This window comes from Ruegeria sp. E8 (assembly GCF_056533985.1).
Genome location: NZ_JBQFOY010000001.1, coordinates 558,239 through 572,363, shown reverse-complemented (window position 1 = coordinate 572,363; position 14,125 = coordinate 558,239). Strand labels below are relative to the sequence as shown.

General features: G+C 56.7%; 16 protein-coding genes. 15 read left to right on the top strand and 1 reads right to left on the bottom strand.

Annotated elements, in window-relative coordinates; genetic code table 11:
- The first annotated feature begins 146 nt into the window (after positions 1–146).
- The 14 genes from frr (at position 147) to ACR0LF_RS02835 (ending at position 12,558) form a co-directional block, all read left to right on the top strand.
- Positions 147–710 carry a ribosome recycling factor gene (gene frr, locus ACR0LF_RS02900; protein ID WP_480574695.1) on the top strand — a complete coding sequence of 188 codons (564 nt, stop codon included), beginning with the start codon at positions 147–149 and terminating at the stop codon, positions 708–710.
- A gap of 9 nt (positions 711–719) precedes the next feature.
- Positions 720–1,451 carry an isoprenyl transferase gene (locus ACR0LF_RS02895; RefSeq protein WP_480574692.1) on the top strand — a complete coding sequence of 244 codons (732 nt, stop codon included), beginning with the start codon at positions 720–722 and terminating at the stop codon, positions 1,449–1,451.
- Positions 1,448–2,230 carry a phosphatidate cytidylyltransferase gene (locus tag ACR0LF_RS02890; RefSeq protein ID WP_480574689.1) on the top strand — a complete coding sequence of 261 codons (783 nt, stop codon included), beginning with the start codon at positions 1,448–1,450 and terminating at the stop codon, positions 2,228–2,230. The genes ACR0LF_RS02895 and ACR0LF_RS02890 overlap by 4 nt, the downstream gene beginning before the upstream one ends.
- Positions 2,230–3,402, top strand: a complete 1,173-nt coding sequence (gene dxr / locus ACR0LF_RS02885) for a 1-deoxy-D-xylulose-5-phosphate reductoisomerase (protein WP_480574687.1) — start codon at positions 2,230–2,232, stop codon at positions 3,400–3,402. Before ACR0LF_RS02890 ends, dxr begins: the two co-directional genes overlap by 1 nt.
- A gap of 4 nt (positions 3,403–3,406) precedes the next feature.
- Positions 3,407–4,759, top strand: coding sequence for an RIP metalloprotease RseP (gene rseP, locus ACR0LF_RS02880; protein WP_480574684.1), 1,353 nt, complete (start codon positions 3,407–3,409; stop codon positions 4,757–4,759).
- 78 nt (positions 4,760–4,837) lie between these two features.
- The gene (locus ACR0LF_RS02875) at positions 4,838–4,978 is read left to right on the top strand and encodes a hypothetical protein (protein WP_480574681.1); all 141 of its coding nucleotides are present in this window, start codon (positions 4,838–4,840) and stop codon (positions 4,976–4,978) included.
- A 128-nt stretch (positions 4,979–5,106) separates the two neighbouring features.
- Positions 5,107–7,467, top strand: coding sequence for an outer membrane protein assembly factor BamA (bamA, locus tag ACR0LF_RS02870; protein WP_480574678.1), 2,361 nt, complete (start codon positions 5,107–5,109; stop codon positions 7,465–7,467).
- Positions 7,468–7,488: 21 nt separating this feature from the next.
- The gene (locus ACR0LF_RS02865; protein WP_480856011.1) at positions 7,489–8,052 is read left to right on the top strand and encodes an OmpH/Skp family outer membrane protein; all 564 of its coding nucleotides are present in this window, start codon (positions 7,489–7,491) and stop codon (positions 8,050–8,052) included.
- Positions 8,053–8,125: 73 nt separating this feature from the next.
- Positions 8,126–8,599 (top strand): 3-hydroxyacyl-ACP dehydratase FabZ, encoded by a 474-nt coding sequence (fabZ, locus tag ACR0LF_RS02860; RefSeq protein WP_480574673.1) that lies wholly within the window; start codon positions 8,126–8,128, stop codon positions 8,597–8,599.
- Complete coding sequence (gene lpxA / locus ACR0LF_RS02855) at positions 8,596–9,381, top strand: acyl-ACP--UDP-N-acetylglucosamine O-acyltransferase (protein ID WP_480574669.1); 786 nt, start codon at positions 8,596–8,598, stop codon at positions 9,379–9,381. The genes fabZ and lpxA overlap by 4 nt, the downstream gene beginning before the upstream one ends.
- 3 nt (positions 9,382–9,384) lie before the next feature.
- Positions 9,385–10,179 carry an LpxI family protein gene (locus ACR0LF_RS02850; RefSeq protein WP_480574666.1) on the top strand — a complete coding sequence of 265 codons (795 nt, stop codon included), beginning with the start codon at positions 9,385–9,387 and terminating at the stop codon, positions 10,177–10,179.
- Positions 10,179–11,345, top strand: coding sequence for a lipid-A-disaccharide synthase (lpxB, locus tag ACR0LF_RS02845; RefSeq protein ID WP_480574663.1), 1,167 nt, complete (start codon positions 10,179–10,181; stop codon positions 11,343–11,345). The genes ACR0LF_RS02850 and lpxB overlap by 1 nt, the downstream gene beginning before the upstream one ends.
- On the top strand, positions 11,338–11,913 hold the full coding sequence (locus ACR0LF_RS02840) for a hypothetical protein (RefSeq protein WP_480574660.1): 576 nt from the start codon (positions 11,338–11,340) through the stop codon (positions 11,911–11,913). Before lpxB ends, ACR0LF_RS02840 begins: the two co-directional genes overlap by 8 nt.
- Positions 11,914–12,012: 99 nt before the next feature.
- Complete coding sequence (locus ACR0LF_RS02835) at positions 12,013–12,558, top strand: carboxymuconolactone decarboxylase family protein (RefSeq protein ID WP_480574657.1); 546 nt, start codon at positions 12,013–12,015, stop codon at positions 12,556–12,558.
- On the opposite strand, the gene mnmA is transcribed toward ACR0LF_RS02835, so the two are convergent.
- A complete protein-coding gene (mnmA, locus tag ACR0LF_RS02830; protein WP_480574654.1) occupies positions 12,555–13,700 on the bottom strand; it encodes a tRNA 2-thiouridine(34) synthase MnmA in 1,146 nt (381 codons plus the stop codon). The two genes, ACR0LF_RS02835 and mnmA, sit on opposite strands and share 4 nt — an antisense overlap.
- A gap of 128 nt (positions 13,701–13,828) precedes the next feature.
- Here mnmA and sciP point away from each other — a divergent pair, with 128 nt between their 5' ends.
- Positions 13,829–14,122, top strand: coding sequence for a CtrA inhibitor SciP (sciP, locus tag ACR0LF_RS02825; protein WP_480574651.1), 294 nt, complete (start codon positions 13,829–13,831; stop codon positions 14,120–14,122).
- Positions 14,123–14,125: the final 3 nt, after the last annotated feature.

The window sequence follows — 14,125 nt, the reverse complement described above, 5'->3', positions numbered from 1 at the left end:
AACCAGGCCTGGAACGCCGGAGTTGGTACAAAATGGTCGCAACGCCTCTGGCCATTGGTACAAATCCTGACCATGATTGCTATACATCCCAATTGCGATGGCGTAAGACCCATCCAAAGAGTACCTGAATACGGGGAGTGAGCAGCATGTCTGACGACTTCGAACTGGACACCGATGATCTGAAGCGCCGCATGGATGGCGCGATGGCCAATCTGAAAACCGAATTTGCCTCGCTGAGAACGGGGCGCGCGTCGGCCTCGATGCTAGAGCCCGTCATGGTTGACGCATATGGCTCGATGACACCTATCAACCAGGTGGGCACCGTGAACGTTCCCGAGCCGCGCATGGTTACCGTAAATGTCTGGGATAAGTCATTGGTCGGTAAGGTGGAAAAGGCCATTCGTGAAAGTGGCCTTGGCATCAACCCGCAGCTGAACGGTACCATCATCATGCTGCCGATCCCGGAGTTGAACGAAGAACGTCGCCGTGAACTGGGCAAGGTTGCCGGGCAATATGCAGAAAGCGCTCGGGTTTCGATCCGCAACGTACGCCGTGACGGCATGGATCAGATCAAGAAGGCCAAAGCAGATGGTATGTCGGAAGATGACCAGAAGCTGTGGGAAAGCGAAGTACAGGATCTGACGGATGAGATGATCAAGGCCGTTGATACCGCACTTGAAACCAAGCAAGCAGAAATCATGCAGGTCTGAGCTGGTCTGATGCCAAAAGATCCCCAAAACGATCCGGTTTCCGGCCCACGCCATGTGGCCATCATCATGGATGGCAATGGCCGCTGGGCGCAGGCGCGCGGTCGTCCCAGACTGTTTGGGCATCATGCCGGTGCACGACGTGTTCGTGAGGTTGTTGAAGCCTGCCCGGAATTGGGGATCAAGTATCTGACGGTGTTTGCGTTCTCGACCGAAAATTGGAAGCGGACGCAGGTAGAAGTGGCGGGCCTGATGAACTTGTTCCGCCGCTATATCATCAAAGAAACCCGGACCCTTGCGGATAACGGAATCCGGGTTCGTTTTATCGGCGATCGGGTCCGGTTGGATTCGAAACTGACCGAGCTGATGGACTCGCTGGAAGAAGAAACCAAAAACAACGATCTTGTTCATCTGACTGTTGCGCTGAACTACGGGGGGCGTGATGAGGTCGCGCGCGCCACCAAACGCTTGGCGCGGGATGTGGCCGACGGACGGTTGAAGCCCGAGGATGTGGATGAAGAAACCCTACCTAAGTATTTGGATACACGGGTTCTTCCTGATCCGGATCTGGTGATCCGTACCAGTGGAGAGGCGCGGATTTCGAACTTCCTTCTATGGCAATCGGCCTATTCGGAATATGAGTTCATCGACACGCTCTGGCCGGATTTCACTGCCGCTGAACTGGCGCGCCTTTGCCGGAACTTTGGCATGCGGGACCGGCGGTTCGGAGCGGTTCTGGCATGAGTGATGGCCGATGGTCGGACCTGACTACACGGGTCCTTTCCGCTGCAGTTCTGGTTGTAATCGGCTCAATTGAAGTCTGGCTTGGTGGTTTGTGGTTCGAAACCTTTATCGCCGCTGCCTGTGGTCTGATGACCTGGGAATTGGTGCGGATGATAGACCCGCAAAGCCGGGGCGTGGCCGTCCAACTGGGGATTTTGACCAGTGTTGCGGTTGTTCTCAGTTACCATCTGCCGCCGATTTACACATTGCCAATTGTACTAGCGCCGGCACTTGTGGGTGTGGGGCAGGTCAGCCGGTCGAAGGTCCTGTTCGGGCTGTTTGCAGTCTGGATCGTCGCGGCCGGGCTGGGGTTCATCTCGATCCGAGAAAACTCCGGTTTTGGCTGGATGGTTTGGCTGATCGCCGTAGTGGTGGCCACGGATGTCGCAGGCTATTTTGTTGGCAAAGCGGTTGGTGGCCCTAAGTTCTGGCCTAAGGTCAGCCCCAAAAAGACATGGTCGGGGACGGCTGGTGGATGGGTTGCCGCTGCTTGTGTAGGCGTTGTGTTCGCAAGCCATGCCGGGTTTGGATTCGCATTCGTTATTGTTTCGGTTTTAGCTTCAATGGCCAGCCAGGCTGGTGATATTGTCGAAAGCGCAGTCAAACGCAAATTTGGGGTCAAGGACAGTTCGAACCTGATCCCGGGCCATGGCGGCTTTCTCGACCGGTTTGATGGTATGATGGGGGCCGCGCTGTTTGTACTGATCGCAGGGCTGATTTATTCGCCGGGTGAAATGTAATGCGCAGGGTTTCTATTTTCGGCGCCACCGGGTCGATCGGGCAGAATACGATCGATCTGATTTCGCGTGCGCCATCCGATTATGATGTCGTGGCCCTGACCGGTGGCAGCAACATTCAGCAATTGGCGGATGACGCGCGTCGATTGGGTGCTGAACTGGCGGTCACGGCGTATGAAAACCGGCTGGATGATCTCAGAGCTGCCTTGGCAGGCAGTGGTGTTGAGGCGGCCGCAGGCCCAAACGCCATTGCCGAGGCTGCTGCGCGCCCGGCTGATTGGGTCATGTCCGCCATTGTGGGTTCGGCCGGGCTGGCTCCGGGGATCGAAGCGCTCAAGCAGGGGGCGACGCTGGCGCTGGCCAACAAAGAGACGCTGGTGTGCGCCGGCTCTCTGGTTCTGGAAACGGCCAAGGCTCATGGCGGGCGATTGCTGCCGGTCGACAGTGAACATTCGGCTGTGTTCCAGGCTTTGGTCGGCGAAGACATTGAGACGGTCGAGCGTGTGATCATCACCGCAAGCGGTGGTGCGTTCCGGGATTGGCCGCTGAGCGATCTGGTTCATGCAACCGTTGAACAGGCGTCGAGTCACCCGAACTGGGACATGGGTCAGAGGATCACGATCGACAGCGCGTCGATGTTTAACAAAGCCCTGGAAGTGATAGAAACTCATGAATATTTCGGGGTTTCACCGGATCGGATCGAGGTACTGGTTCATCCCGAATCCATTGTTCATGCCATGGTCGGGTTTCGTGATGGCGCGGTGATGGCCCATATGGGCGCCCCTGATATGCGCCATGCCATCGGCTATGCGCTGCATTGGCCAGAACGGCGCGATCTGCCCTTGGGACGGCTCGACCTGGCCAAGCTGGGTCAATTGAACTTCAAAGCTCCGGATCTGACGCGGTATCCCGCGTTGAAACTCGCATGGGACGTGATGGAACGCGGTGGTCTGGCTGGCGCTGTTTTCAACGCCGCCAAGGAACGCGCGCTGGATCATTTCATTGCCCGTCGGATCAGTTTTCTGGACATGGCGGATGCTGTTGCCGCTGTTCTGGACAGGTTTGACGCCTCGGACAGCCTTATTGATACCCCGATGACCCTTGATAACGTACAGCGAACCGACCATCTGGCACGTCAATGGGTCGATGACACTGTGGTGGAACGAGCAGGATAGAAATTTGGACGTACTTTCCCTAATCCCGCAATTCGGCAATCTTCTCTGGACGATTGTGGCCTTTGTCATCGCGCTGTCGGTCATCGTGGCCGTGCACGAATATGGCCACTACATTGTCGGTCGTTGGTCCGGCATCCATGCCGAGGTGTTTTCCATCGGGTTTGGCCCTGTATTGTGGAGCCGTGTCGACAAACGAGGCACGAGGTGGCAGATCGCGCTACTGCCTTTTGGCGGATATGTGAAATTCCTTGGCGATGCTAATGCCGCGTCGGGCAAGGATGAAGAGGCGATGGGTGAGATCGCCACTCAAAGCCCCGAGGAGTTGCGTCGCACCATGCATGGCGCGCCTTTGTGGGCGCGGGCGGCGACGGTCGCTGCTGGACCTGCTTTCAACTTTGTCATGTCTATTCTGGTCTTTGGCATGATCTTCTGGTCTCAGGGCGTGTCGCGCGAGCCGTTGACAGTGGCAACGCTGCAACCCTTGCCGGGCACCGTGCAGGAACTCAGGGAAGGTGACGTGATCACGGCCATCGCTGGCATTCCAACACCGGACTATGATCAAGAGGGGGCGTGGCAGGAGTTTACGAATTCACTGCCCGTCGAACCCATTCTGGAATACACGGTTATCCGGGATGGTGAGACGTTGGACGTTCAGGCGCCCTGGATGTTTCCGCCGCTGATCCGCCAGATTGCGCCACGCAGCGCCGCCATGGATATCCAGTTGGAACAAGGGGATGTCATCACCTCGGTCAATGGAAAGCCGATCTTTGCCTTTGATCAGCTGAAAGAGTTTGTCGAAGGCTCAGACGGTCGGGTCTTGTTGCTGGAGGTTTGGCGGGACGGAACCGAGCTGGAATTCGCTTTGGCGCCCCGGCGCACCGATGAACCGCAACCAGATGGCGGTTTCGTCACGCATTGGCGGATCGGTATCATTGGCGGCATGATGCTGGAGCCTGCAACAGAACCGGCCGGTGTTATTGATTCTCTGCGGGGCGGTGTCATTCAGACCGGTCGTATCATCGAGGGATCGCTGTCTGGCATTTGGCACATGGTGACCGGGGCGATCAGCACCTGTAATATTTCCGGGCCAATCGGAATTGCCGAAACCTCAGGTGCGATGGCCAGCCAGGGGGCGCAGAACTTTATCTTCTTCATCGCGGTACTTTCGACAGCGGTTGGATTGTTGAACCTTTTCCCGATTCCTGCGCTGGATGGTGGGCATCTGGTGTTCTACGCCTATGAGGCGATCACTGGCAAACCGCCCAGCGACGGAGCCCTGCGTGTGCTGATGGGAGTAGGGATCACACTCATCCTCACGTTGATGCTGTTTTCTGTCAGTAACGACCTGTTCTGCTGATTGTGACGTGCGGCCCTTATTTGGGCCGCATTGTTGCCGTAATCCGGCGCTATTCTCCTCGCGCGAGAGGGATATGCCATGACCAAAACGCTTAAGAAATCGTATCAGAGCTTTAGCTTCCTGTTCGTGCTGAACTGGGATGTTCTGCTGAGCTTTGCGGTTACAGCTTTGGCGTTGGCATTGGCGATGACAGGTACCGCTTATTTGGCGGGAATGTGATTCTTACTGAAATCGAAAGCCATGTGTAGCAAAGTAGTCTGCCGGATTGCTTTGATTTCGCCTTTTGACAAGCTCATTCAATCCCGTTACTCAGCATTAAAGTCCAAAAATTCTGGGTAGAGCACAAAATGACTGACAGGCGAGGCGCGGGCACATCCTGCGGGGGGCAAATGCCGACAAACAATATTTTGTGGCAGGCGCTAACGGTTTTTTTCCTTTTTGTTGCAGCCAGCTTACTGGCATTTCCGAGCGCTGCGCAGACGCAGACCTTCACGATCAATTCCTTTGACGTTGAGGGCAACCGCCGGATTGAAACAGGTACGATCATCGCCCGCACGGGCATCGAACCGGGCCAGACCGTTACGGCCGGACAGCTCAACGATGCCTATCAGCGTTTGCTTGACAGTGGTGTATTTGAAACAGTCGAACTGACGCCGCGTGGCAGCACGCTGGTGATTGAAGTGCAGGAATACCCGACCATCAATCAGATCAGCATCGAAGGAAACGCCCGCGTCAAAGATGACGTGCTGCTGGAAGCCATTGAATCCCAGCCGCGCCGTGTCTTTACCCCACAGCTTGCCGAAGCTGATGCGGATATGATTGCGGAAGTGTACTCCGCTCAAGGCCGTGTTGCAGCGACGGTTATCCCGCGGATCATCCGCCGCAGCGATAACAGGGTCGATCTGGTCTTTGAGGTCTCAGAAGGAACAACTATCGAAGTCGAACGTGTCAGCTTTGTAGGCAACCGCGCCTTTTCGGACCGCCGTTTGCGCCGGGTTCTGGAAACCAAACAGGCAACATTCCTGCGGGCTTTCTTCCGTAACGATACGTTTATCGGTGACCGAATCGAGTTCGACAAACAGGTTATTCGCGATTTCTACCTGTCGCGGGGCTATGTCGATTTTCGTGTAAACAGCGCCAATGTCGAATTCACTCGGGAACGGGATGCTTTCTTTCTGGTGATGAACGTCACCGAAGGGCAGAAGTTCTCGTTCGGAAAGATCACGACCGTCAGTGAAATTCCGGGCGTGGATCCTGCGCCGTATCAAGAGGCACTGAAAATCAAACCCGGCGTGACCTATACGCCGACGCTTGTCGAAAACTCGATCGCCAGACAGGAGCGCCTGGGGCTGAAGCAAGGCGTGGACTTCCTGCGGGTCGAACCTCGTGTCACGCGCAATGACCGCGATCTGACATTGGATATTGAGTTTGTCCTGACACGAGGGCCCCGCATCTTTGTTGAGCGGATCGATATCGAAGGTAACACGACCACGTTGGACCGCGTGATCCGCCGTCAGTTCGATACGGTTGAAGGTGACCCGTTCAATCCGCGTGAAATTCGCCAGGCCGCTGAACGGATCAATGCCTTGGGCTTTTTCGCGACAGCTGATGTTGAACCGCGTGAAGGGTCTTCTCCCAGTCAGGTTATCCTAGATGTGGATGTCGAAGAACAGCCGACCGGGTCGCTCAGCCTTGGCGGCAGTTACTCGGTCACCGACGGATTTGGGATCGCAATCGGCCTGAATGAATCCAACTTCCTCGGTCGCGGCCAGAATCTTGGACTTGAGCTTTCGACTGCGCAAGACTCGGAACGTTATACGATCAACTTTACCGAACCTTATCTGCTTGGCCGCAAGTTGCGGTTCGATTTGGGCCTTGGTTTGACTGGAACAAACTCGGGCTTCGCAAGTTACGACACGAGCGCGCTGTTTTTCACACCGCAACTCACCTATGCGATCGGGGAGCTTTCTGCCCTCCGTGTACGCTATGGCTGGGAGCGGAGCGAGATGACACAGCAAGATAACGAGGTAAACGGAGCCGTGATCTCGTCCGAGATCGCGCAGGGCAAACGATCAACAAGTTCCCTTGGGGTGTCTTACATTTATGACAGCCGACTGGGCGGTCTGGATCCGAATTCAGGCGTCCTGTTCGAAGTTGGCGTGGATGCAGCTGGTCTGGGCGGTGACAACAAGTACTTCAAAACCACTGCGCGGGGCATTGCTCAAACTCGTGTGTGGAATGAAGAAGTTGTCATGCGTGCGTCTCTTGAACTCGGCGCGTTGAGCTGGACTGGCAATGATTTCAGCCGCACCATCGACCGCTTTGTGCTGGGGCCGAACACGTTCCGCGGCTTTGAACCTGCGGGACTTGGCCCACGTGACTTGTCAAACGGTCAAGACGATGCAATTGGCGGCAACTATTACTGGGTTGCAAGATTTGAAAGTGATTTCCCGTTGGGCTTGCCTGAAGAACTGGGTCTGCGCGGTGGTGTTTTTTACGACGTTGGTAACCTTTACAATATCGACAACGTCAACACGGCTGGAGCGAACATTGTCGGGGCAAATGGCTCGATCCGTCACGTCATTGGCGTAGCCATTCTTTGGGACACTCCCTTCGGTCCTCTGAGGTTCAACTTTTCGCAGGCTTTGAAAAAAGAAAGCTTCGACAAGGTCCAGAACTTTGACTTTACAATTCAGGCCCGGTTCTGATCAGACATGCTGAGAAAGATAGTGAAAACAGCACTGGGCCCTTTCGGGGCCCTGTGTGCTTTTTTGGCTCTTTCGTCGGTGACGTTGGTTGCCGCGCAACAGCTTGGCGTACCACAAGCCAGCGTGGTCACATTGTCGAGTGAAGAGCTGTTTACCAGATCAATTTTCGGCCAACGTGTCCTGCGCGAAATCGAAAAAGAAAGCGTCTTACTAGCCGAAGAAAATGAACGGATCGTGGCCGAACTGAGCCGTGAGGAAAAAGAACTCACTCAAAAGCGTGAAACTTTACCGGCCGAGGAATTCCGTCCTTTGGCCGAGGCGTTTGATGAAAAGGTTCAATCCCATCGCGAGGGACAAAGGGCAAAGCTGGACGCGCTGGCGCGGCGCAGCGAAGAGGCACAACAGACGTTTTTCGAAATTGTGCGCCCTTTGCTGGTCGATATCTTACGGGAATTCGGTGCTAGTGTGATGATCGAACGTTCCAACGTCGTCGTCAGCACGTCAGACATCACCGAGGCCGCTATTTCTCGCATTGACGCCGCAATTGGTGATGGAAGCGGGTTGCAAGAAGGTACAGGCGAATAGGTTCGCTTGCCCTTGGGTTGCCGTATTGCTAACCACGCGGAAAAAGAAACATCCAAAACAGGATATCTGCATCATGAGCACTGAAACCAAAAGCGCCGACATTCAGCTGATCCAGAGGATCCTGCCGCATCGTTATCCGTTTTTGCTGGTCGACAAAGTCGTGGATATCTCGGGCTACCAATCGGCACGTGGCATCAAGAATGTCACCATGAACGAACCGCATTTTCAGGGCCACTTCCCCGGAACGCCGATCATGCCGGGCGTCACAATCGTCGAGGCGATGGCGCAGACCGCAGGCGTGATGCTGGGTGTGGGGATGGATGTCATCGACACCGAGCTGCTGATTTACTTCATGAGTATCGACAAGTGCAAATTCCGTCGCAAGGTTGTTCCCGGTGACGTTCTGGAAATGCACGTGGAAACGGTTCGCGGCAAGAAGGGCGGCAAACTGTTCAAGTTCAGCGGTCGCGCAACTGTCGACGGTGAAGTGGCAGCCGAGGCGGAATTCTCGGCCTATGTTGACTGGGATATGGAAAAAACAACATGAGTGGAATCCATCCCAGCGCAATTATTGAAGACGGCGCGCAAATCGGGCAGGACTGTAGCATCGGCCCGTTCTGCTACGTGGGTGCTCAGGTCAAACTGGCCGATCGGGTCGAGTTGAAGTCGCATGTGGTTGTGACCGGTGACACGATGATCGGCGAAGATACCGTGATCTTCAATTTCTCGGTGATTGGTGAAATCCCACAAGACCTGAAATTCGGTGGCGAAAATACTCGTCTCGAGATCGGCAAACGCAACCGAATTCGGGAACATGTTACGGTCAATACCGGAACAGACGGTGGTGGTCGCGTCACCCGGATCGGTGATGATTGCCTGCTGATGGCGGGTGTGCATGTGGCCCATGATGTGCAGATTGGAAACCGCGTGATCATGGTCAACCACGCAGGTGCAGCTGGTCACTGTATCGTCGAAGATGATGTCATTGTCGGCGGTATATCCGGCCTGCATCAATGGGTACGTGTTGGGCGCGGTGCAATCATTGGCGCGCTGACCATGGTGCCAAAGGACGTCATCCCATACGGGTTGGTGCAAGCGTCACGGGGCGAACTGGATGGTTTGAACCTTGTCGGGCTCAAGCGTAAGGGCGTATCGCGCGAGGATATCTCGGCCTTGCGCGCGGCGTTCAAGGAATTGTCCGAAGGCGATGGTACTTTCATGGACCGTGCCCACCGCATTGGTGAAGACAACGAAAGCGATTATGTGCAAAAGATCGTCGATTTTGTCACCGGGCACAGTGATCGTTCGTTCCTGACACCGGGGAAGTAAACCATGCTGGCATTGATTGCGGGCACCGGCGCATTGCCGACAGAAGTGGTCGCCCAGTTGACGGAACGGCCACTGATCTGCGCGATGGAAGGGTTTTTGCCTGACGATCTGACCGCAGACATCGTGTTTCCGCTGGAACAACTGGGCAGTTTCATAGCCGATCTGAAAGCACGCGGCGTGACCGAGATTTGTTTGGCCGGTGCCGTCCAACGCCCTCCCATCGACCCGTCGCGCATAGATGCAGCGACCTTGCCGTTGGTCCCGGTGATCCAAAAGGCGATCATGTCAGGCGACGATGGTGCGCTGCGAGCGGTGATCGGCATTCTCGAGGATGCCGGTTTGCACCTGCGGGCCGCACATGAGATCGCCCCGGGCCTGTTACCGCCTCTGGGATGTCTGACCGATGCGAAGCCGTCCGAGGCCGATATGGCCGATGCCGACCGTGCTGCGGGTATTATTCGGGCGATGGGCGCTGCGGACACGGGTCAGGCTTGTGCCGTGTCCAAAGGGCAGGCGATTGCTATCGAGGGGATATTCGGCACAGCCTGGATGCTGCAATCCCTGACCCAACGCCCCGACGCAGGTGGCGGCATACTGTTCAAAGGCCCTAAGCCCGATCAGGACCGACGCGCCGATTTGCCCGCCATGGGACCCGACACTGTCACCGATGCAGTGGCAGCTGGATTGTCCGGGATCGTTCTTGAAAAAGGCGGTGTGCTTGTATTGGAACAAGAACGCGTCATCGCCGAGTGTAATCGTCTGGGTCTGTTCCTGTACATCCGCGAGCGGGCGGTCTGATGCGCGTTTTTCTGGTCGCCGGTGAACCTTCGGGCGATCGGTTGGGCGGCGCGTTGATGGAGGGGCTGAAAACCCTGATCCCAAATGTCGAGTTTGACGGGGTAGGTGGCCCGCTGATGCAAGCGCAGGGCCTAACCAGCCGGTTTCCGATGTCAGAACTTTCGGTCATGGGTTTGGTCGAAGTTCTGCCGAAGTTCTTCCACCTCAAACGCCGGATATCCGAGACGGCGCAGGCCGTGCTGGACACGATGCCGGATGTTTTGATCACAATCGACAGCCCGGATTTCAGCCTGCGCGTGGCCAAGATCGTAAAGGCCGGGAGCACCATCAGAACCGTGCACTACGTCGCCCCCAGCGTCTGGGCCTGGCGACCGGGGCGCGCCGACAAGATGGCGAAGGTGATCGACCATGTATTGGCGCTGCTTCCTTTTGAGCCGCCGTATATGGAGCGGGCAGGGATGGAGTGCGACTTTGTGGGCCACCCTGTGGCCAGTGAACCGGTTGCCACGCCGGAAGAGATTGCAGCGTTTCGCAGCAGTTTTGATCTGGGTGACGCGCCGATCCTGCTTGCGTTGCCGGGGTCGCGTAGGGGGGAGATCGAACGACTCGCGGATGCATTCAGCGGCGCATTGCGGCTGTTTATGGAAGACCACCCGACCTACCGCGTGGTGATCCCGACTGTTGGTGCAACCACTGATTTGATCAATGAATTGGTGCAAGAATGGCCTGGTGACCCTATCGTACTTGATCCGCGCCATTTGGCGGCCGAGCAAGCCACGGCCTCCAAACGTGCGGCTTTTGGTGCGGCGGATCTTGCGCTGGCTGCCTCGGGCACGGTGTCTCTGGAACTGGCGGCGCAGAACACGCCGATGGTGATTGCGTACAAGCTCAATTGGCTGACACAAAAAATGGCGGAACGGTTGGTGAAGCTGGACACCGTGACGCTGGTCAACCTGGTTTCAGATACGCGCGCAGTGCCCGAATGTCTTTTGGATGACTGTCAGCCCGAAAAGATCGCCGATGCGTTGCGACAGGTGGCGGATGCGCCCGGCGCGCAGCAGCAGGCCATGAACGTGACAATGGATCGTTTGGGCCGTTGTGGTGAAGCGCCCGGTCTGCGCGCAGCACGGGCCGTGCTGGACAGAATGCAGGTCGATCATGCTTGATCATGTGCTGTTCGCGGTATCGGCTGGAATCGCGATGGTATCCACCAATCTCGATAATCTGGCCGTCTTGCTGGGCTTGATCTTGGTGATGGAACAACGCCGCGCCATCATGGGCTTTGCGGTCGCGCAGGCGATCGTTTTGACCCTCGCGATGACCGTGGCAATGGGACTGAACCAAAGCGGTGTTCCGTTCTGGATCGGATATCTGGGCATCATTCCATTGGTTTTTGGCTTACGCGGTATCTGGCAGCAGTTTTGTCAGGCAGATACCGAAGACGCAGAGGCCAAAGGGGCTGTCACCTCGGTCGTGACGCTTTTCCTGAGCCTCTCGATCGACAGCTTTGCGGTTATGACACCTCTGCTGGCGGATTCGGCGCCTTCATACCGCGTTGCCGCACTGATCGGTGCAGTCGCGGCTGCAGCAGGTCTGGTTGCGGTCGCGACCTGGGGTGCGCCGAGGGCCAAAAACCTTGGTCCCCGCGTCGCCCGTCTGGATCGGATCGCCCCTTACATCATGGTCTGTGTCGGGCTTTACATTCTCTTCAACTCACCCACCGATGTCATTTGATTGGCAGGGGAAAACCCTTGTCTCGCGCATGTGATCCCCAAGCGACTGTTGCAGTGACATGGACCTGAGATATCCTTGCCGAAAAAAGGAGCCTTCATCATGACCCGCATTCCACCTTTGTCGGATCAGGAAATGACCGACGATGCGCGCGCGTCGCATTCGGCGTTGGGCGCGTATGGCCCGTTCGACAATTGGGCCCGCGTGGCGGCGTACTGTCCCCCGGTTCTGGAACATGTCACGGGAATGCTGACTGATTTGCGGGAACAGGAAAACCTGCCGCGCCGTGCGCTGGAACTGGCCATGGTGACCGTGTCGAAACTGAACGCCTGCGACTACTGCGTCTCACACCATACGCCCTGGCTGACCGTGACTGGGCTCAGCGCTGAAGGTGCCGCGCGCCTGCCGGATGTTGAGGATCACCCGGAACTGGATGCCTGCGACAAAGCGGTGGTGCGCTATGCTGAGGCAGTGACAACACGGTCAGGTCGAATGCGAGATGCCGAAGTGTCGGACCTGCGCGAATGGTTCAGTGATGCCCAGCTCGTCGAGTTGACATGGCGCATAGCCCTGACTGGGGCTTTCAACCGCTTCAACGACGCGCTGCAAATCCAGATCGAGACTGAGGTTGAGCCGGTATCGGCCTAGTATCCGCGCCAGATCCAGCCGCCACCAAAAATGCGGCTGCCTTCACCAGCATAGAACACACAGGCCTGCCCCGGAGAGATGCCTTCCTCGGGCGTCAGCAGTTCAACCTCGGCCGTCGTGTCTGACAGGGGCCGAATGATCGCTTCACGCGGGGGGCGGGTCGAGCGGACTTTGACCGACAGGTGCCATTCATCGCGCGATGTGAAGGGTTCATCGCCCAGCCAGTTGATTTCACGCACCGGGACGACGCGGGTCGCCAGCATCTCTTTCGGGCCGACAACGACCTGTTTCTTGTCGACGTCCAGCTTAACTACATAAAGCGGCTCGCTCAGGCCACCAATGCCAAGACCGCGGCGCTGACCAATGGTGTAGTGGATAACGCCGTCATGCTGCGCTAAAACCCGGCCATCGGCATGGACGATCTCGCCCGGTTCCGCGGCACCCGGGCGCAGCTTTTCGATCACGCTGGCATAATTGCCATTGGGCACGAAACAGATATCCTGACTGTCGGGCTTGTCAGCTACAGACAGCCCGTACTGGGCCGCCATCTCGCGTGTCGCGTCTTTCGAGGGCAGGTGACCCAGTGGGAAGCGCAGGTAATCCAGCTGTTCCGGTGTGGTTGAGAACAGGAAATAGGACTGATCGCGGTTCGCATCTTCGGCGCTGTGCAGTTCCGGGCCGTTTGGCCCCATCTTGCGCTGAATGTAGTGACCAGTCGCCATACAGTCGGCCTCAAGATCCTTGGCGGTTTCCAGCAAGTCCTTGAACTTTACGCGCTCATTGCAGCGAATGCAGGGCACAGGGGTCGCGCCCGCCAGATAGCTGTCGGCAAATTCGTCGATCACCGCATCTTTGAAGATGTTCTCATAGTCCAGAACGTAGTGGGGGAAGCCACGCTCTTCCGCCACGCGGCGTGCGTCGTGGATATCGATCCCGGCACAGCACGCGCCTTTCTTGGCCAACGCCGCGCCATGGTCATATAGCTGAAGCGTCACGCCCACCACGTCATAGCCCTGATCCGCCAGATAGGCCGCAACGACAGAGCTATCAACACCGCCCGACATCGCCACAACCACCCGCGTTTCCGAGGGCGGTTTGGCAAAGCCAAGCGAGTTCAGCGGGGTCTCGGTATCGAGGGCCATTGCAGATTCCAGTCCGGGTTAAGAAAGACCGGCAGAATATAGGAAAATTCTACACACTCTCAAGGGGCGGTTTCATACGACCTTAAGTAGGCTTGTGCCAGCTTTGATGCAGCAAGAAGGGTAAAGCGATGTATTTGCACAAAGTTGAAGGGCCAAGGTCTGTTTCACTGTCGGATGGAACAATTTTGACGCGTGCCGATCTGCCGCCGGCAAACACACGGCGATGGGTCGCCTCGCGCAAGATTCTGGTCGTGCGTGGGGTACTTTACGGTTTGATCAGCCTGTCGGAGGCAAAGAAAACATACGGAATCAGCGACGAAGAATTCAACGGCTGGGTCTCCCTGGTCGCAGAACACGGGGTTGAGGCGTTAAAGGCCACCGCCTTAAAAAAGTATCGACAACCTATGGGAGAGCGTGAATAAATG